Origin of the sequence: Streptomyces sp. NRRL WC-3549 (assembly GCF_000721935.1) — a bacterium.
In the GTDB taxonomy this organism is placed as follows: Bacteria; Actinomycetota; Actinomycetes; order Streptomycetales; family Streptomycetaceae; genus Streptomyces.
Genome location: NZ_KL585388.1, coordinates 101212 through 118256, shown reverse-complemented (window position 1 = coordinate 118256; position 17045 = coordinate 101212). Strand labels below are relative to the sequence as shown.

Below are 17045 nucleotides of genomic sequence, written 5' to 3'. Positions count from 1 at the left end.
TCCCGGCCCAGACCGGCTCCAGGGCCCGCCGCACCGCACCGGCCAGCTCGTCGGCGTCCAGCCCGGTCCCGGCGTACCCGGTGCGGCAGTCGGGACAGAAGCACAGCGACATCAGGTACTGGGCGGCGTCCCCCAGGCCGACCCCGGCGGTCTTGTCGTGGGCGTGCAGATGGGCGAAGCCGTACCAGCCGCAGGACTCCAGTTCGGTCCCCGAGGCGCCAGGGCGTACGGCGGCCTCCGCGGCCAGGTCCACGAGGTAGGCGTGGACGGCGTCCTGGGCGATGCAGGGGGCCCACGGGTAGCGGTCGCCGTAGGCGTTGACCACCGAGGTCTCGGGGTGCTCGGCGCCCAGCCGGGAGTTGTGCGCGAGCACCACCCAGGAGTGCACCTGGAGCCCGGCACCGGCCAGCGCCTCGGCCGCCTCGGCGTACGGGTCCTCGCCGGCCACCCAGGACTGCCGGAAGGGCCGCAGGCCGCGCCCCTTCCAGCGGGCCGGCTCCGGCGGGTAGAGGACCGCGGCGTGCTCGGCGGTGACGATCCGGTGGCCCGGGTGACGCGGGGTCAGGGCCCGGGTGGAGTGGTAGGCGGAGGCCAGGGTGACCTGCTGGACACCGAGCCCGGCGAGGCGCCCGGCGGCGTCCGGGTCGCCGACGACGTCCCAGGGGTAGACGAACGCGGACGCCCTCACTTCCCCTCCCCCGCCCGGTGCTTCTCCAGCAGGGCCCGCCCGGCCGCGATGATCGCGGCCAGCTGCTCGACGTGCTCGGCCGGGGGTTCGGTGAGCGGGGTGCGGACCTCGCCGACGGCCAGACCGCCCAGCCGCACACCGGCCTTCACCAGCGACACCGCGTAGCCGCGCCCCTTGGCCCGCAGTTCGACGAGCGGCCGGTAGAAGTGGTCCAGCAGCGCGCCGGCCAGTTCGTCGTCGCCGGAGCCCAGCGCCCGGTGGAAGGCCAGGGCGATGTCCGGGGCGAAGGCGAAGACGGCGGATGAGTAGAGCGTGATGCCGATGCCCCGGTAGGCGAGGCCGGTGAGTTCGGCGGTGGGCAGCCCGTTGAAGTACAGGAAGTCCCGCCCGGGGAGCCCGGACCGCACGGCGCTGACGATGCGCTGCATCAGGTCGAGGTCGCCGTGGCCGTCCTTGAGGCCGATGATCCCGGGGGTCCGGGCGAGCGCGAGGACGGTCTCGGGGGTGAAGACGGCGTTGTCCCGCTGGTAGACGATCGTCTCCAGGCCGGTGGCGGCGGCCAGCGCGGTGTAGTGGGCCAGCAGCCCCTCCTGGCCGGCGACGACGAGGTACGGGGGCATGGCGAGCAGCCCGTCGGCGCCCGCCTCCTCCGCGAGCCGTGCGAACCGGACCGCGAGCGCGGTGCCGTATCCGGCGCCCGCCACGACGGGCACCGCTCCCGCCGTCTCCTCGACCGCGGCGGCGACCACGAGCCGGAACTCCTCGGGGGTCAGCGCGTGGAACTCGCCCGTGCCGCAGCAGGCGAAGACCGCCGCGGCGCCGGCGTCGACACCGGCCCGCACGTGCGCGCGGAAGGCCGAGAGGTCGATGCCGCCGTCCGGCCCGTACGCGGTGACGGGGAAGAAGAGCGGCCCGGCGACGTCGGTGAGTCGGGCGGCAAGGGGGGCTGAGGTCACGGGCGCTCCCTGAGCAGATCCAGCGTGCACAATTATGATTGTTGTCCATGTCTATGAACGCGGCCACGCTAAGCCAGCCGCGCGGGGCCGGTCAAGGCGAGCACGGGCGGCCTTGAAGCGGAATTCTCCCCTCCGGTTCCCCCGGGTCGCACTTGACGGATGCGCCCGGACTTCCTAGCTTGTCCACGCATGTGAATGCCATCCATGGCTTTGACGCATCGCGCCGCTGTGCCGTGTCCGCGTGCCGCGCGTACCGTCCGCCCCGCCCGCGTACCGCCACTCCGCCCGCGGCACCGCCGCCCGCGCGCCCCGCGCCCGTGTCCCGCACCGAGGAGACCCCGTATGCCCGCTCCCCGCACCGTCCTGCTCACCGGCGCCGCCGGCGGTCTCGGCACCCTGATGCGGGGGCTGCTCCCCGCGTACGGTTATGAACTCCGCCTCTTCGACGTGGTCCCCGTCGAGGGTGAACCGGACGCCGTCGTCGCCGACCTCTGCGACAAGGAGGCGGTGCGCGAGGCCGTGCGGGGCGTCGACGCGGTCATCCACCTCGCGGGCATCTCCCTGGAAGCCCCGTTCGAGAAGATCCTGCGCTCCAACATCGAGGGCACGTACAACCTGTACGAGGCGGCGCGCGAGGAGGGCGTCGGACGGATCGTGTTCGCCTCCTCCAACCACGCCATCGGCTACACCCCGCACCCCCGGGACGGCGATCCGCTGATCCCGGTCGGCACCCCGCGCCGCCCGGACACCTTCTACGGGCTGTCCAAGTCCTTCGGTGAGGACCTCGCCCAGCTCTACTGGGACAAGCACGGCCTGGAGAGCGTCTCCGTGCGCATCGGGTCGTGCTTCATGGAGCCGACCTCGGTGCGGATGCTCTCCGTCTGGATGAGCCCCGGTGACGGCGCGCGCCTCTTCCACGCGGCGCTGACCGCCGAGGGGGTGGAGCACACCGTGGTCTACGGCTCCTCCGCCAACACCCGCCTGTGGTGGGACCTGTCGACCGCCCGGGCTCTCGGCTACGAGCCGCAGGACGACTCCGAGCAGTACGCGGACCGACTCGTCGCCGAGCACGGGGAGCTGGACCCGGACAACCCCGACCACGCCCGCGTCGGCGGCCACTTCGTGACGGACCCGCCCCTCTGGCCGCACTGATCCGGCACGGCCCTCCGGGCCCCCGGCGCCCCGTCCCCGTCGCCGAGGTGGTGCCGGGCGACGCCTGCTGGTCACGGCGCGTCGGACGGGCGCGTACCGGCACGGCGACGAGCGGACGGCCCACCCCCGCGACCGGGCCCGAAGGGGCCTGGCGGCCGGCCCCGGCACCCCGGGGACAGGGCATGACACGGCCGTCCGGACGCCCTCGGGGGGCCGTACGGGTGCCCCTTCGGGCCGTACGGCTCACGTCCCGAAAGGTAAGGGAACGGCAAAGCCGGGTCGTTCGTTACCCCGGTCATGACCGTAATGACCCCCGGCTCGAACATCCCTCTCTCCGCCGCCCGCGTGGCGGTGGACGTCGCCGCCCCGGTGCGGCTCGACGTCTCGGGCCTGCTGCTCACCGCCGACGGCAAGGTGCGCTCCGACGACGACTTCATCTTCTACAACCAGCCCTCGGGCCCCGGCGTGACCTACCGCTCCGGCGGCGGCTCCGCGCCGGACGCGATCGTGGTGGACACCACGGCGGTCCCGGCCGGTATCGAGAAGATCGTGGTCACCGCGAGCCCCGACGCGGCCGGCCAGACCTTCCAGGGCATCGAGCCCACCGCCACCGTACGCAACGCGGACGACGGCAGTGCCCTCGCCACGTTCACCCCGCCCCAGCTCGGCAGCGAGACGGCACTGCTGGTCATCGAGGTCTACCTGCGCAACGGCGCCTGGAAGGCCCGCGCGGTCGGCCAGGGCTATGCGAACGGGCTGGCGGGCATCGCCACGGACTTCGGCGTCTCGGTGGAGGAGCCCGCTCCGGCCCCGGCCGCCTCCCCGGCACCGGTGCCTCCGGCGCCGCCCGCACCGCCGGCCGCCGCGCCGCCGGCCCCGCGGACGGCCCCGCCCGCGCCGCCCGCGCCGCCCGCGCCGCCCGCTCCCCCGGCCGCCGCGCCCGCCGCCCCGGGACGCGTCAACCTCGACAAGGGCCGGGTCAGCCTCCGGAAGAACGAGACCGTCTCCCTGGTCAAGGGCGGTCGGCCGCTGCTGTCGCAGGTCAAGATGGGGCTCGGCTGGGAGCCCGCGTTCCGCGGCAAGGACATCGACCTCGACGCCTCGGTGATCGCCTACGGCCCCGACCGCACGCACCTGGACAGCTGCTACTTCGGCAAGCTCTCCATCCTGAACGGCGCGATCAAGCACTCCGGCGACAACCTCACCGGTGAGGGCGCGGGGGACGACGAGGTCATCGTCGTCGACCTGGGCCGGATCCCGGCCGAGGCGACGGGCCTGGTCTTCACGGTCAACTCGTTCACCGGGCAGAAGTTCACCGAGGTCGCCAAGGCGTACTGCCGGCTGCTCGACGCGACCACCGGCGAGGAGCTGGTCCGCTTCGACCTCACGGGCGCGGAGCCGCAGACCGGCGTGATGATGGCCAAGCTGATCAAGCAGTTCTCCGGCGAGTGGGAGATGACCGCGATGGGCGAGTTCGTGAAGTCACGGACCGTCCGCGGCATGGTGAAGCCCGCCGCCAAGGCCCTGTAGCCGGTATCCCGGCGCGCGTGCGCGGGAGTGCCGGGCCGTGCGGACACGGCGCTCCGGCCCCGGGCACGGCTTCGTCCCCCGGAAGGTCTTCCGGGGGACGAGGTCGTGTCCGCGAGGTGCCGGGGGCCACGCCCTGGGGGCGCGCTGCCGGGCCGTGCGGACACGGCCTCGGCGGCAACGGCGCCTCAGAGCTTGGTCAGCTTGGAGTACGGGCTCAGGATCCTCCCCTGGCGCCCGGAGAAGTCGATGAGCACTGCGTCGTTGTCGCCCTCGACAGCGAGGACTCTCCCGAGTCCGAACTGATCGTGCGACACCCGGTCGCCCACATCGAAGCACTCGACCGGTGGGGCCGCCTGGGCCGGGCGGTTGAAGGGACTGGAAGGCAGGTGACGCCGGGATCCGGCTGACTGTTTCATTACCCTGAAGTATGCGCCCTGGGGACGCCCGACGCCATGCCCGTCACCCCGGGGACGGCAGTCGTGCCGCATTCGTCACCAGCCGGCCCCGGGCCGGGCCCCGCTTTCCGCCCGCCCGCCTCCGGGGCGGCACCCGCGCAGAGCCGCGTCCCCGGGTCCCTCGAAGGTGTGGCGGTCCCCCGGCACGGCCCGCCCGCGACCGGCCCGTCCTCCGGCGGGGCCGGGGGCCCACCGGCACCGAGGACGTCGCCGCCCCGGTCCGCGCGCCGGTGCCCCCGGGGCGGAGGCGGGGCCCCCTACCGGCGGTTCTGCGACCGGGCCTTGAAGGCCGCCTTGCGGGCGTCCTTCGCCGTCCTGCGGTCACGGTGCAGGCGGCCCATCGCCTCCAGCACCTCGGCCGTCGCCGGGTGGTCCACCCGCCACACCTCGTCGAAGAACCCGCTGTGCCGGCCGCTGAGGCCTTCGACCAGTTCCTGGAGCTCGTCGATGTCCCCGTCCGCGTCCAGCTGGGCCGCGATGGTGTCGACGGCGAGCCAGAAGATCATCGACTCCGGCGGCGCGGGCACGTCGGCCGCGCCCCGCTCCGCGAGCCAGACCCGGGCCAGCCCGCCGAGCTCGGGGTCGTCCAGCACCGCGCGTACCGCGGGCTCCGCCTCGGGGCCCACCGAGGCCAGCGCCTGCTGGCAGTGCAGCCGGCGCAGCGGCGCGCCGCCGTCCTTGCCGCGTGCGGCGGCGAGCAGTTCGGCAGCGGCCTGTACCGCCCCCTCCGTGCCGCGGTGCCCGAGCCACAGCACCACCTCGGAACGGGCCGCGTCCTCGGGGTAGTACGCGATGCCGTCGAGGAGGGCGTCGGCCCCCTTGTCCGCGAGGTCGCCGACGGCGGGGGCGTCGACCCCGGCCTCCAGCATCCGCTCCCGGATGCCGTAGAGGCCGAGGGGGGTCAGCCGCACCATGCCGTAGCGGGTGACGTCGTCGGCGGCGGCGTCGGGCTCCTCGCCGTCGCCGCTCAGCAGCGTCTCGTCCACCGGCCGGTACTCGACGATCCCGATGGGTTCGAGGACGCGGAACTGGTCGTCGAGCCGCATCATCGCGTCCGACACCTGCTCCAGCACCTCGTCGGTCGGCTCGTCCATGTCCTCGGGGACGACCACGGACGCCGCGAGGGCGGGAAGCGGTACGGGGCCCGCTCCCGGACCGGCCTCCGCGAGGGTCAGCAGGTACAGGTTGCCGAGTACGCCGTCGAGGAAGTCCGCCTCGCCCTCCGGGTCCCAGTCCAGGGCGTCGAAGTCGACGCTGCCGTCCTCGTTGACGAGGTCGGCGAAGTCGTCGAAGGCGGGTGCGGTGGCGTCGGCGTGCACGGCGTCCAGGCCGTCGAGCCAGATCCCGAGGACGTCCTGCGGGGAGCCACCGGTCAGCAGGGCGAGGTTCTCACCGGCCGAGACGGTGCCCTCCGCGTCGCCGTCCGCGCCCTCGCCGGGGGCGTCCGTGTCCTGCGGGTCCCGGACGTCCAGCAGCCCGGTGTCGACCGCGAGGCGCCATGCCTCACTGGCGTACGCGGCGCCGTCCTCGTCGTCGGCGAGGCCGAGGTGCTCGGCGGCTGCCGGGAGTTGGGCCTCCACGAGCTCACCACCCGCGCCGACCCGGGTCGTGGGGCCCGCCCAGCGGGCGAGACGGACGGCTCGGGCGAGCAGTGGAGCGGCCAGTGCGTCCCGTGCCAACTCGGCCTCGGTGTGCAGCCGCACCGGCGGCAGGGAGGGGCGCTCTGCGGACATCAGGGGGTTCTCCTCGGGGCGGTACTCAGGCTGGGAGCGGGGCGGCCCGCCGCGGCCCGGTTCTTGCCGAGCCCGGGAGCCTGTGCTCCCCGCGCCGTCGGGGGTATGTCCTGAATGCTATTTTCGCGGGTACGCCACCGGGCGACGAGGGGCCGCTCCCCGCCCGGTGCGCGCCGTGCTCCAGGACCGCGGCCACCGGAGGCGCGCACCCCATGACCAGTCGTGTCGTCCTCGTCTCGGCCGCGACGAGTCCCGCGCTGCGGGAGGCCCGGTTCGACGCCGACGGCCCGGTCGACGGGCACGGGGCGGCCCGGGCCCGGGCCGCGGCCGGCTCACTGCCCCGGGCGCCGCGCGTCGTCATCTCGCCGGGCGGGCGGTGCCGCGAGACGGCGGCGGCGCTGGGCCTGCGCGGCGAGGAGGCCCCGGAACTGGCCCCGCTGGACGTGGGCCGGTGGCACGGCCGGACCCTCGACGAGGTCACGGCGGAGGAGCCCGAGGCGGTGGCCCACTGGCTCACCGACCCTCTCGCCGCACCGCACGGCGGGGAGGCGGTGCGGGACGTGTGCACGCGGGTCGGGCGGTGGCTGGACGGGGCGGCGCGGGCGGACGGGCGCACGCTCGCCGTGGTCGAGCCGGAGATCGTGCGGGCGGCCGTCCTGCACGCGCTGGGCCTGCCCTCGGCGGCCTTCTGGCGTCTCGACGTACCGCCGCTGACCGCGACGGAGCTCAGCGGGCGGGCCGCACGGTGGAACCTGCGGCTGGGGCGTCCGCTGGTGGCGCCGGGCACCGCACCCGGCGACCGGGCGGGCACGCCCGCCTGACCGGCCCGGCGGGCAGGCGGGACGGCCGCCAGGGACACCCCGAGGCCCTCCGGGACACGTTTCCGGAAGGGCCTCGGGTGGCGACGTCCCGTGCCGGGAGGAGTCAGTGCGCGGCCGGCACCGCCCGTCCGGGCCCGGTCCTGGCGGGCTTCGGATTCAGCAGCCGTTCGGCGAGTTCGCCCAGGAACAGGCCCAGCCCGGCCCACAGCACGGTCTGGATGGCCAGCGCGGAGAGCCGGAAGCGCCACAGCAGGGTGGCCGGGAAGTCGCCGGGGACCTCGTCGACCGCCGGCAGGAAGGCGTAGGCGAGCCCCACCACGACGGCGAAGGCCGCCACCGCGGCGACGGTCGCGTGCCAGGCGCCCAGCCGGGGAGCGAGCCGCTTGCCGAGGAGGGCGGCACCGATCGCCAGGAGCACGCTGAGCACCGTCATCAGGAAGTACAGCGTCGTGCGCCTGCCGATGGTGTCGGGGTCGCCGACCGCCGGCGGGTTGACGGGGTACTTCAGGTACGGCACGACGTACACGGCCGTCAGGGCGCAGCCCGACAGCAGCAGGGCGGTCGCCCGGGGGCCGAAGCGCCCGACGCGGCCGAGCGCGAAGCAGAAGGCGAGTGCGGCGATGCCGCCGAAGGCGATCCCGTAGACCAGGATGCCGGTGGCGAGTCCGGCCGTGGACTGCAGGGAGCGGGAGACGACTTCCACCTCGTGCTCGTGGGCGCCCCCGTGGGAGTGCGCCTGGGCCTCTTCGAGGCCGATCGCGCTGTCGACGTTCGGTTCCCCGAGGAAGTAGGCGACGACCAGGGCGAGCACCCCGGCGGCCAGGCCGGCGAGCATGCCGCGTACGAGGAGGTTTCTTACCGTTGCGGAGTTCATGGCGTGCGGCGTCCCTCGGGTCAGTGGCAGGGGAAGCCGAGCAGGTGGCGGGCGTCGTGTACCCATTCGTGGACTTCCGTGCCGCTGAACACGGAGGTGGCGCCCTGTTCGGCGCCGACGAAGTACAGCAGGATCAGCATCAGGATGCCGAAGAAGACCGCCCAGGGTGCTATCGCCTTCAGCGGCAGCGTGGCGGGAACGACGGGGGTGGTGGCGGTCGGCTGGGCGACGTGGTGCGCCATGGCGGGGCCTCCTCTGGGAGTTCGCGTCCCATATCGGTGGTGCACAGGGACGACGGCCACGGGTCTGACTCACGAGGCGCCCCAAGGGCCTCGCACACAGTGGCGCGACCGTGCCGGATTCCCACCGGCTTCCGTCCCGCCGTCGTCATATCGGGACGACGTTACCGCGTGACGCGAGCATGGCCAAGGGTGCGCCGTACGGGGCTGCCTTCCTCTCCCACCGGGCGATCCGCCTCCCGGGCCGTGCTCCTCGCGGCGGTACCGGGCCGTCCGCCGGCCCCGCGCCCGCTCCGGCAGGCCCCGCCCTGCGGCGGCCACGCCGGGGCCGTCGCCGTCGGGGTGCGGACGCAGGCGCCCCGGGCGGCCGGGCACCGGGTCCCCGCGAGCGGCGCGGACCGCCGCCGGCCGGGCGGTGAGACGTCAGCCGGGGAGGTCGGTCCGCCAGGCCGTGGTGTTCAACTCGTCCATCAGGCGCAGGTCGTGGCCCTCCAGCGGAAAGACCCGGGCGCCGGCGTCGGGCGCGGCGGCGATCTCCAGGGCGTCCCCCTCGATCAGGTCGCCGCCTTCCTGGGTGGAGACCCAGGCGAGGATCGAGCGGACGGTGCCGCCGGGCTTCAGCTCCACTGCCTGGGGTCCCCGGTCCTGGCCGAACATCGATCCGCCGGGGTTGACCGGGACGGGGATCCGCCTGCCGTCCTCGTCGAGCGCGCGGACGGCCGGGTATCCGCTCACCCGGTAGGGCTCGGTGCCGCAGTTGGTGAGGGTGAGCACAACGGCCCGGTGGAACATCGCCGTCTCCACCGGGCCCATCTCGACCCGCGCCCCGGAGGCGGGGCAGTCCCCGGCCGGTGCGGTGGTGCTCGGGGGCGCGGACGCCGCGCCCGGGCGGACGGGCGGGACGGCGGGCAGCGTCTCGGCCCGGACGATGCCGGGCGTCACCGACGCCTGCGCGGGGCCCGGCGCCGGGGCCGGTTCGCCCTCCCCCGGCGGGACCAGGAAGCCGGCGCAGCCCGAGAGGACCAGCGCACCGGCCGAGCAGAGGACCGCCGAGACCGTGTTCCGTGCCCGCATCGCCGTGTACCCCACCCCTGGAACGAACAGTCGATTGACCGTTCGATCATGCCAGAAGCCGATGCCGCACCGGCCCGGCCGCCCGTGGATCGCAGAGGGCCGGCCACCCCGCGCCCTCCCCCCGACGCCTCGGTTTGACGGGGGCCGGGGGAGCGGTGACCGTGGGGGAAAGGCCGGGAGCCTCGGACGCGGCAGTGACGCGCCTCGCCGGCCGGCAAGGCGCCCGGGCGCTCCGCAAGACCTCGCGGCGATCCGCCCGGCTGGTCCCCAAGGAGGCAAGGGATGGCCGAACCGCCCGTCACGTCCGCCGATCTGCACTTCATCGGCAACGCCACCCTCCTGATCCGCTACGGCGATCTCCTGCTCCTCACCGACCCGAACTTCCTGCACCGCGGGCAACGGGCGTACCTCGGCCACGGCTTGGTCTCCAAGCGGCTGACGGAGCCCGCCCTCGACGTACGGGAGCTGCCGCAGGACCTCGACGCCGTCCTCCTGTCCCATCTGCACGGCGACCACTGGGACCGGGTCACCCGCCGCCATCTGGACCGGTCGCTGCCCGTGGTGACCACACCGCACGCGGCACGCCGCCTCCAGGGCCTGCACGGATTCCGGCGGGCCACCGGTCTGCGCACCTGGGAGGACCACGTACTGGTCAAAGGGCGCCACCAGGTACGGATCACCTCGTTGCCGGGTACACACGCCAAGGGGCTGGCGGCCCGGCTGCTCCCGCCCGTGATGGGAAGCCTGCTCCAGTTCGGCGAGCTCGGCGGAGAGGTGCGCCTCCAGCTGTACGTCACCGGCGACACGCTCATGTTCGAGGGCATCCAGGAGATCGCCCGCCGCTGCCCCGGGATCGATCTCGCCGTCGTCCACCTCGGCGGTACGACGCTGCCGGGCGGGCTGCTGGTCACCATGGACGCGGTACAGGGAACGGACCTTCTGGCCACGGTCCGTCCGGCACTGTCCCTGCCCGTGCACTACGACGACTACACCGTCTTCCGCTCGCCCCTCGACGCGTTCCTGCGCCGTGCCGAGGAACGCGGCATGGCCCGGTCCGTGCTGCGGTGCGCGCGCGGGGAACACGTCACGGTGACGGCCCAGGGCCCCCTCGGGCGGTAGCGGCGGCCGGTCACCGGGTGTCGGTCAGTCCTCCGGTGACGGCGATCATCTCGCCGACCGTGAAGCTGGAGTCCGCGTCGGACGCGAGGTACACGTAGGCCGGAGCCACTTCCTCCGGTTGGGCCACGCGCCCCATGGGGGACGTGCTCCCCAGCTCCCTGAGGTAGCTGTCGGGGAACCTCTGCCCCGCCAGGTTGAGTACCGTCCACGTGGGCCCGGGGGACACGACGTTGGCACGGATGCCGCGCTCGGCCAGGTGCGAGGCGATGGATTTGGTGAACGCGACCACCGCCGCCTTGGAAGCCGCGTAGTCCATCATCATGTCGCTGCCCTTGAGCGCCTCCTCGGAGGCGGTGGCGATGACGGCGTCCCCGTGGGACAGGTGCGGCAGGGCCGCCGTCACCAGGTGGAAATAGGCGTAGACGTTCGTCTTGAAGACACGGTCGAAGTCCTCGGCGTTCAGGTCCGACAGGTCGTTCTGGCTGTTGAGGTAGGCGGCGTTGCTCACGAGGACGTTGAGCCCGCCCAGTTCGGCGACCGTACGCTCCACGGCGTCGGCGCAGAAGGACGGATCGCACAGGTCGCCGGGGAGCAGCAGGCAGACGCGTCCCTCGTCTTCGACCGCCTGCCGGGCCTCCTGGGCGTCGGGCTCCTCCCCGGGCAGGTGGACGATGGCCACGTCCGCCCCCTCGCGGGCGTAGAGCACGGCCACCGAACGCCCGATGCCGGAGTCACCACCGGTGATCAGCGCCACCTTGCCGGCGAGCTTTCCGGAACCCCGGTAGTGCGGGGCGAGGTAGCGCGGGCGGACTTCCATCTCCGCCTCCAGGCCGGGCCGCTGCTGGCGCCGGAACCGGTAGGGCGGCGAGATCTCCGCCTCCTCCTGCGGCATCGCCGGACGCTCCCCGGGCCCGCCGCCCGTTCCTTCCCGCTCCACCATGACGTTCTCCTCGGTTCCGTCGGCAGGACGCCGCCGGTCAGGCGGCCACACCGTCCGCCTGTCCAGGCCGCGAGGGGTCAAACCGCCGGGCCCGGCGGAACAGCCGAAGGGGGTAGAGCGGCCGGGCCGTCCGGGCCCCGGTCGGCCGCCCACGGGTCGCGCTCGTCCCCCGGATCCGGTGGGATGGTGCTCCTGGACGGAGCAGGCCGTGACCGCCGGTACCAGCACGGCCGGGCCCGCCAGGAAGCAGGCACCGCACGCTCGCGCGCCCCGGGCCGGGGTCGTCGGCGGCGGCCGGGTCCCCGTCCGGACCGGGCACGTCCAGGTGCCACGTCGAGTGAGGAGGTGGTGCCCCGTGCGGATCCTGCTCGTCTCCGACACCCATGTCCCCGTACGCGCGAAGCGGCTGCCCCCCGCGCTGCTGCACGAGGCGGAGCGGGCCGACGTCGTGATCCACGCGGGGGACTGGGTCGACGTCTCCACGCTCGACCTGCTGGAGAGAGGCGCCCACCGGTTGGTCGGCGTGTTCGGCAACAACGACGGTCCCGGGCTGCGGGAACGGCTGCCCGAGGTGGCCCGCGCGGAGCTGGGGGGTCTGCGGTTCGGCGTCGTCCACGAGACGGGCCCGGCGCGGGGGCGGGAGGCCCGCTGCGCCGAGCGCTTCCCCGGCCTGGACGTCCTGGTCTTCGGTCACAGCCACATCCCGTGGGACACCCGGGCCCCGGGCGGCCTCCGCCTGCTGAACCCGGGGTCGCCGACGGACCGCAGACGGCAGCCGCACTGTACGTACATGACCCTCTCGGTGCGGGACGGTGCGCTGCAGGACGTCACGCTGCACAGGCTGCCGAGGCGCTGAGCGCCGTACGCCTGCGCTGTACGGCCGTGCCGGGTAGTGGTCCGGTCCGCCGGCCGGGCGGGGCGCCGTCCGAACTGGACCTGCGCCGTCCGACGCCTGAGACTGCGGACATGACATCGACAGCCCGTACGCCCGGGCCCTTCGGCCGCGCGCTCTGCGCCATGATCACACCGTTCACCCCCGCCGGTGACCTGGACCTGGAGGCCGCCCGCCGGCACGCCCGAGGCCTGGTCGCGGACGGCTGCGACGGGCTGGTGCTGAGCGGCACCACGGGTGAGTCGCCCACCACCACCGACGCGGAGAAGACCGCGCTGCTGCGGGCGGTGCGCGAGGCGGTCGGCGAGGACGTCCCGCTCATCGCCGGGGTGGGCAGCGCCGACACCCGGCACACCGTCCGGCTCGCCCGGGACGCCGAAGCGGCCGGGGCGGACGGCCTGCTGGTGGTGACCCCGTACTACAGCCGCCCCCCGCAGGCCGCCGTCGAGGCCCACTTCCTCCGGGTCGCGGAGGCCACGGGCATCCCCCTCGTGCTGTACGACATCCCCGGCCGCACCGGCACCCGGATCGGGACCGACGCGCTGCTGCGGCTGGCGGAGCACCCGCGGATCGTGGCGGTCAAGGACTGCACGTACGACCTGCTCGCGGCGACGAAGGTGATGGCGCGGACCCGGCTCGCCTACTACTCGGGCTGCGAGGAGCTGAACCTCCCCCTGTACGCGCTCGGCGGCGCCGGTTACGTGAGCACGGTCGCCAATGTGGCGCCCCGTCAGGTGCGGGCGGTCCTGGACGCGTTCGACGCCGGTGACACCGGCCGGGCCGCCCGCCTCAACCAGCTCGCACTCCCCCTGGTGGAGGCGGTGATGGCGGGCGGGCTGCCCGGGACCGTCACGGTGAAGGCGCTCCTGGACATGGGCCCGGTCCGCGAACCGCTGCAGCCCGCCGATCGCGGGACGACCGACGGGCTGCGCGGGATCTACGGGGAACTCCTCGCCGCCACCGACTAGTCGTTGCTGTGCAGGATGTCGTTGAGCCCGTCCCACACCGCGTTGTTGGGGCGGGCCTCGACGGCACCGGTGACCGAGTTGCGGCGGAAGAGGATGTTCGAGGCGCCGGAGAGGTCCCGGGCCTTGACCACCTGTCCGTCCGGCATGGTGACGCGGGTGCCGGCCGTGACGTACAGCCCGGCCTCCACGACGCACTCGTCGCCGAGCGCGATGCCGATCCCGGCCTCGGCACCGATCAGGCAGCGCTCACCGATGGCGATGCGCTCCTTGCCGCCGCCGGAGAGGGTGCCCATGGTGGAGGCGCCACCGCCGAGGTCGGAGCCGTCACCGATGACGACACCGGCCGAGATCCGGCCCTCGACCATGGAGGTGCCCAGGGTGCCCGCGTTGAAGTTGACGAAGCCCTCGTGCATCACGGTCGTACCGGGGGCCAGGTGCGCACCGAGCCGGACGCGGTCGGCGTCGGCGATGCGTACGCCCTTGGGCGCGACGTAGTCCGTCATCCTGGGGAACTTGTCCACCGAGGTGACCTGGAGGTGCAGGCCCTCGGCGCGGGCGTTGAGCCGGACCTTCTCCAGGTCGTCGACGGCGACGGGCCCGAGCGAGGTCCAGGCGACGTTGGCGAGGAAACCGAAGATGCCGTCCAGGTTCTGCCCGTGGGGCCGGACGAGGCGGTGCGAGAGCAGGTGCAGCCGCAGGTAGGCGTCGTGCGCGTCGAGCGGCTTGTCGTCCAGCGAGGAGATGACCGTGGACACGGCGACGATCTCGACGCCCCGGCGCGCGTCCACGCCGACGGCCTTCGCCGCGCCCTCGCCGAGCCGGTTCACCGCCTCGTCGGCGGTCAGGCGCTCGGTCCCGGCCGGGCCGGGGTCGGCGACGAGCTCGGGGGCGGGGAACCAGGTGTCGAGGACGGTGCCGTCACCGGCGATGGTGGCGAGGCCGGCGGCGACGGCGCCGGAGGGGCGGGCGGAGCCCTGGGAAGTCGTGTCGGTCATGCACGCAACCTAACCGGCCGGGCCCCTCGTGGGCGAACCGGTCTCGGTCGGCTGAGCGGGTACGGTCCCCGCGGTCGGGCCGGGTCACCCCGGACCGGCGCCGCCGGCCGCGATCCGCGCCAGCATCTCCCGGGTGTACGCAGCGTCGAAGCCGCCCCCGGTGAGCATGACCTGGAGGCTGATGCCGTCGAGGAGGGCGACGAGCGCCCGCGCGGTCGCCGGGTCGGTCCGCCGGGCGATCAGCGCGCCGGCCTCGTCGGTCCACTCCGCCGCGACGGGACGCAGGGCGGGGCGGCGCAGCGCGGCGAGGTACAGCTCGTACTCCAGCTCGGTCGCCCGGCGCTCACCGCCGAACCACTCCCCCAGCAGCCTGGTCAGCTCGTCGGCCAGATCCGCCTCGGGGTCGGCCAGGCGCGCGCTCTCCCGCAGGGTCCGGGCGAAGCGCTCGTTGCACCGGCGCAACGCGGCGACCAGCAGTTCGTCGAGGGAGGCGAAGTGGTACGTCGTGGAGCCCAGCGGCACATCGGCCTCGGCCGCGACGGTGCGGTGGCTGAGCCCGGCGATGCCCCGGTCCGCCACGACCCTCAGGGCCGCCTCGATGATCCGCTCGCGCCGCTCGGGGTCGTGACGGCGTGCCATCAGTGCGCTCCGCCGAGATTGAGCACCACGACCCCGGCGATGATCAGTGCGACGCCGATCAGCTTGGCCGCGCCCGCGGATTCGCCCATCCACAGGATGCCGATGAGGGCGACGGCGGCGGTGCCCACCCCGGCCCAGATCGCGTAGGCGGTGCCGATGGAGAGGGTCTTCAGGGTCTGGGCGAGCAGCGCGAACGCCAGTACGTAGCCCAGGCCCGTGACGACCGAGGGCCACAGCCGGGTGAAGCCCTCGCTGTACTTCATGGCCGTCGTCGCCGTCACCTCGGCCGCGATCGCCGCGGCCAGCAGTCCGTATCCCATGCGTACCACCGTACACATCGTTGTGTACGGGCGTACGCACCGCGGGGCGCTACGGTGTCCCGACCGGTCGTACCGGATGACGAACACACCACACACGACATGACGGAGCGGCAGTGACGCAGGACGCAGGGTGGGGCGGCGGTGCGCAGGGAGGCGCACCGTACGGCGGGGTTCCGTACGGGGGGCCACCGGGATGGGGCGGCTGGGTGCCGCCGCCGAAACCGGGGGTGATACCCCTCGCCCCGCTGAGACTGGGTGACCTGCTCGGCGGGGCGTTCGCCACGATGGGCAGATACGCCAAGCAGTTGTTCGGACTGGCCGCCGCCCTGTACGGGGGCGGGGCGCTCGTGATGGGCTTCGCGGTCCTCGTCGTCTACGGGGCGGTGGGCGACAGCCTGGAGCGGGTGGCCGAGCTCGGTTACGACCAGGAACCGGCCACCGGTGACATCTCCGCCCTGCTGATCTCGGGCGGCGTCCTGGTCCTGCTGGGAATCGCCGTCATGCTGGTCGTCTCGGGGCTGATGTACGCCGTGGTCCCCGCGGTGGTCCAGGAGGCCGTGCTGGGGCGTCCCGCCGGCTTCGTCGCGGTGTGGCGCCGGGCCTGGGCCTCGCTCGTCCCGGTCATGGGCACACTCTTCCTCACCGCACTCGTCACGGTCGTCCCCGCGGTGCTGCTCCTCGTCGGCCTCATCGGGGTGACCGCCGCCTCCTTCAGCACGGCGAGCGGCTCGGGCGGCGCCGTGGTCCTGACGGTCGCCATCCTCGGAGTGCTGGCGACGGGACCACTGGCGATCTGGGTCTGGGTCAAGTTCTCCCTGGCTCCGGCGGTCGTGGTCTTCGAGCGCACCGGGCCGGTGACCGCCCTGCGCCGCTCCTCGCGGCTGGTGCGCGGTGACTGGTGGCGGCTCTTCGGCATCCTGCTGCTCGTCTACCTGATGGCCGGTGTCGCGGGCTACTTCATCCAGCTGCCGTTCATGTTCCTCGGCATGTTCCCCACCATGATCGGGAGCACGGCCCTGGGCGGCGAACCGAGCTTCACGGCGTTCCTGGCCGTGATGGGCGGCTACTTCGTCGCCCTGCTGCTGGGGCAGATGGTGAGCCAGATCGTCTCGACGACGTTCCCGCAGCTGGTGGTCTCCCTGCTCTACGTCGACCGGCGGATCCGGACGGAGGACCTGGGCCCGGCCCTGGCCGAGGCCGCGGGCGTGCCGCCGCAGCAGGGGCCCTACCCGCCTCCGTACCCGCCCCCGTACGGCGGCGCCCAGTGGTGAGCCTCAGTCCACCAGCGAGTCCTTCGGGCTGAGCACGCAGAACTCGTTGCCCTCGGGGTCCGCCAGCACGGCCCAGGTCACGCCCGGGTCCTCTCCGACGTCCACCCGCCGGGCGCCCAGCCCGATGATCCGCTCGACCTCGGCGTCCCGGTCGTCGGGCGCCAGGTCGATGTGGAGCCGGTTCTTGACGGTCTTGCCCTCCGGCACGGGAAGGAAGCACATCCCGGGCCAGGCCGTCTCGTCGGCGGCCCCGATGACGATCTCCTCCTCGTCCCCGAAGAGCACCTTCCAGTCCAGCACCGCGCACCAGAAGCGGGCCGACAGGGGGAAGTCGTGGGCGTCGACGGCCAAGCGGTACGGACGCTGTCTCTTATACACA

General features: G+C 73.9%; 18 protein-coding genes, 1 pseudogene and 1 riboswitch. Of the genes and pseudogenes, 7 read left to right on the top strand and 12 right to left on the bottom strand.

Going from position 1 to position 17045, the window contains the following annotated elements; genetic code table 11:
• Both IH13_RS0107025 and IH13_RS0107020 read right to left on the bottom strand, forming a co-directional pair.
• Window positions 1-688: pseudogene (locus IH13_RS0107025) on the bottom strand (hypothetical protein); the annotation flags it as partial.
• Window positions 685-1644: a 5-dehydro-4-deoxyglucarate dehydratase gene (locus IH13_RS0107020; RefSeq protein ID WP_031082001.1), complete on the bottom strand. Its 960-nt coding sequence runs from the start codon at window positions 1642-1644 to the stop codon at window positions 685-687. The pseudogene IH13_RS0107025 and the gene IH13_RS0107020, both read right to left, overlap by 4 nt.
• A 342-nt stretch (window positions 1645-1986) precedes the next feature.
• On the opposite strand from IH13_RS0107020, the gene IH13_RS0107015 reads away from it, so the two are divergent.
• Complete coding sequence (locus IH13_RS0107015; protein WP_031082000.1) at window positions 1987-2796, top strand: NAD-dependent epimerase/dehydratase family protein; 810 nt, start codon at window positions 1987-1989, stop codon at window positions 2794-2796.
• 297 nt (window positions 2797-3093) lie between these two features.
• Window positions 3094-4326 carry a TerD family protein gene (locus tag IH13_RS0107010; RefSeq protein ID WP_031081999.1) on the top strand — a complete coding sequence of 411 codons (1233 nt, stop codon included), beginning with the start codon at window positions 3094-3096 and terminating at the stop codon, window positions 4324-4326.
• Between the two features lie 185 nt (window positions 4327-4511).
• On the opposite strand, the gene IH13_RS43350 is transcribed toward IH13_RS0107010, so the two are convergent.
• On the bottom strand, window positions 4512-4742 hold the full coding sequence (locus tag IH13_RS43350) for a hypothetical protein (protein WP_014156926.1): 231 nt from the start codon (window positions 4740-4742) through the stop codon (window positions 4512-4514).
• A 296-nt stretch (window positions 4743-5038) separates the two neighbouring features.
• Entirely contained in the window at window positions 5039-6514 is a 1476-nt protein-coding gene (locus IH13_RS0107000) for a hypothetical protein (protein WP_031081998.1), read from the bottom strand.
• A 212-nt stretch (window positions 6515-6726) separates the two neighbouring features.
• Between IH13_RS0107000 and IH13_RS0106995 the strand changes: the two genes are divergently transcribed.
• Window positions 6727-7335, top strand: coding sequence for a histidine phosphatase family protein (locus IH13_RS0106995; RefSeq protein WP_031081997.1), 609 nt, complete (start codon window positions 6727-6729; stop codon window positions 7333-7335).
• 103 nt (window positions 7336-7438) lie between these two features.
• Here the strand turns inward: IH13_RS0106995 and IH13_RS0106990 are convergent, their stop codons facing one another.
• The 3 genes from IH13_RS0106990 to IH13_RS0106980 form a co-directional block, all read right to left on the bottom strand.
• Window positions 7439-8209 (bottom strand): CbtA family protein, encoded by a 771-nt coding sequence (locus IH13_RS0106990; protein WP_031081996.1) that lies wholly within the window; start codon window positions 8207-8209, stop codon window positions 7439-7441.
• A gap of 20 nt (window positions 8210-8229) precedes the next feature.
• Window positions 8230-8451 (bottom strand): CbtB domain-containing protein, encoded by a 222-nt coding sequence (locus IH13_RS0106985; RefSeq protein ID WP_031081995.1) that lies wholly within the window; start codon window positions 8449-8451, stop codon window positions 8230-8232.
• A 62-nt stretch (window positions 8452-8513) separates the two neighbouring features.
• A riboswitch (cobalamin riboswitch) is annotated at window positions 8514-8584 on the bottom strand.
• Between the two features lie 287 nt (window positions 8585-8871).
• Window positions 8872-9522: a DUF4232 domain-containing protein gene (locus tag IH13_RS0106980; RefSeq protein WP_031081994.1), complete on the bottom strand. Its 651-nt coding sequence runs from the start codon at window positions 9520-9522 to the stop codon at window positions 8872-8874.
• Window positions 9523-9804: 282 nt separating this feature from the next.
• Between IH13_RS0106980 and IH13_RS0106975 the strand changes: the two genes are divergently transcribed.
• Window positions 9805-10641, top strand: coding sequence for an MBL fold metallo-hydrolase (locus IH13_RS0106975; RefSeq protein ID WP_031081993.1), 837 nt, complete (start codon window positions 9805-9807; stop codon window positions 10639-10641).
• Window positions 10642-10651: 10 nt separating this feature from the next.
• Here the strand turns inward: IH13_RS0106975 and IH13_RS0106970 are convergent, their stop codons facing one another.
• Window positions 10652-11581: an SDR family oxidoreductase gene (locus IH13_RS0106970; protein WP_234433233.1), complete on the bottom strand. Its 930-nt coding sequence runs from the start codon at window positions 11579-11581 to the stop codon at window positions 10652-10654.
• Window positions 11582-11936: 355 nt separating this feature from the next.
• Here IH13_RS0106970 and IH13_RS0106965 point away from each other — a divergent pair, with 355 nt between their 5' ends.
• Together IH13_RS0106965 and dapA are read left to right on the top strand one after the other, a co-directional pair.
• Complete coding sequence (locus IH13_RS0106965) at window positions 11937-12437, top strand: metallophosphoesterase family protein (protein ID WP_031081990.1); 501 nt, start codon at window positions 11937-11939, stop codon at window positions 12435-12437.
• 110 nt (window positions 12438-12547) lie between these two features.
• On the top strand, window positions 12548-13441 hold the full coding sequence (dapA, locus tag IH13_RS0106960; RefSeq protein ID WP_031081988.1) for a 4-hydroxy-tetrahydrodipicolinate synthase: 894 nt from the start codon (window positions 12548-12550) through the stop codon (window positions 13439-13441).
• Here dapA and dapD read toward each other — a convergent pair.
• The 3 genes from dapD to IH13_RS0106945 form a co-directional block, all read right to left on the bottom strand.
• On the bottom strand, window positions 13438-14436 hold the full coding sequence (gene dapD, locus IH13_RS0106955) for a 2,3,4,5-tetrahydropyridine-2,6-dicarboxylate N-succinyltransferase (RefSeq protein ID WP_031081986.1): 999 nt from the start codon (window positions 14434-14436) through the stop codon (window positions 13438-13440). The genes dapA and dapD overlap by 4 nt on opposite strands.
• Before the next feature lie 84 nt (window positions 14437-14520).
• The gene (locus IH13_RS0106950) at window positions 14521-15075 is read right to left on the bottom strand and encodes a TetR/AcrR family transcriptional regulator (protein WP_031081985.1); all 555 of its coding nucleotides are present in this window, start codon (window positions 15073-15075) and stop codon (window positions 14521-14523) included.
• Entirely contained in the window at window positions 15075-15395 is a 321-nt protein-coding gene (locus IH13_RS0106945; RefSeq protein WP_031081983.1) for a DMT family transporter, read from the bottom strand. Before IH13_RS0106945 ends, IH13_RS0106950 begins: the two co-directional genes overlap by 1 nt.
• Before the next feature lie 206 nt (window positions 15396-15601).
• On the opposite strand from IH13_RS0106945, the gene IH13_RS0106940 reads away from it, so the two are divergent.
• Window positions 15602-16666 (top strand): DUF7847 domain-containing protein, encoded by a 1065-nt coding sequence (locus IH13_RS0106940; protein WP_037840903.1) that lies wholly within the window; start codon window positions 15602-15604, stop codon window positions 16664-16666.
• A 3-nt stretch (window positions 16667-16669) separates the two neighbouring features.
• Here IH13_RS0106940 and IH13_RS0106935 read toward each other — a convergent pair whose 3' ends face one another.
• Window positions 16670-17044 carry a VOC family protein gene (locus tag IH13_RS0106935; protein ID WP_031081980.1) on the bottom strand — a complete coding sequence of 125 codons (375 nt, stop codon included), beginning with the start codon at window positions 17042-17044 and terminating at the stop codon, window positions 16670-16672.
• Window position 17045 lies beyond the last annotated feature (1 nt).

What these genes read in the sequence shown, in the direction of transcription:
- IH13_RS0107015 (WP_031082000.1), top strand. Translation starts at nt 1,987, where the DNA reads ATGCCCGCTCCCCGCACCGTCCTGCTCACCGGCGCCGCCGGCGGTCTC.
- IH13_RS0107010 (WP_031081999.1), top strand. Translation starts at nt 3,094, where the DNA reads ATGACCGTAATGACCCCCGGCTCGAACATCCCTCTCTCCGCCGCCCGC.
- IH13_RS43350 (WP_014156926.1), bottom strand. Translation starts at nt 4,742, where the DNA reads ATGAAACAGTCAGCCGGATCCCGGCGTCACCTGCCTTCCAGTCCCTTC.
- IH13_RS0107000 (WP_031081998.1), bottom strand. Translation starts at nt 6,514, where the DNA reads ATGTCCGCAGAGCGCCCCTCCCTGCCGCCGGTGCGGCTGCACACCGAG.
- IH13_RS0106995 (WP_031081997.1), top strand. Translation starts at nt 6,727, where the DNA reads ATGACCAGTCGTGTCGTCCTCGTCTCGGCCGCGACGAGTCCCGCGCTG.
- IH13_RS0106990 (WP_031081996.1), bottom strand. Translation starts at nt 8,209, where the DNA reads ATGAACTCCGCAACGGTAAGAAACCTCCTCGTACGCGGCATGCTCGCC.
- IH13_RS0106985 (WP_031081995.1), bottom strand. Translation starts at nt 8,451, where the DNA reads ATGGCGCACCACGTCGCCCAGCCGACCGCCACCACCCCCGTCGTTCCC.
- IH13_RS0106980 (WP_031081994.1), bottom strand. Translation starts at nt 9,522, where the DNA reads ATGCGGGCACGGAACACGGTCTCGGCGGTCCTCTGCTCGGCCGGTGCG.
- IH13_RS0106975 (WP_031081993.1), top strand. Translation starts at nt 9,805, where the DNA reads ATGGCCGAACCGCCCGTCACGTCCGCCGATCTGCACTTCATCGGCAAC.
- IH13_RS0106970 (WP_234433233.1), bottom strand. Translation starts at nt 11,581, where the DNA reads ATGGTGGAGCGGGAAGGAACGGGCGGCGGGCCCGGGGAGCGTCCGGCG.
- dapA (WP_031081988.1), top strand. Translation starts at nt 12,548, where the DNA reads ATGACATCGACAGCCCGTACGCCCGGGCCCTTCGGCCGCGCGCTCTGC.
- dapD (WP_031081986.1), bottom strand. Translation starts at nt 14,436, where the DNA reads ATGACCGACACGACTTCCCAGGGCTCCGCCCGCCCCTCCGGCGCCGTC.
- IH13_RS0106950 (WP_031081985.1), bottom strand. Translation starts at nt 15,075, where the DNA reads ATGGCACGCCGTCACGACCCCGAGCGGCGCGAGCGGATCATCGAGGCG.
- IH13_RS0106945 (WP_031081983.1), bottom strand. Translation starts at nt 15,395, where the DNA reads ATGGGATACGGACTGCTGGCCGCGGCGATCGCGGCCGAGGTGACGGCG.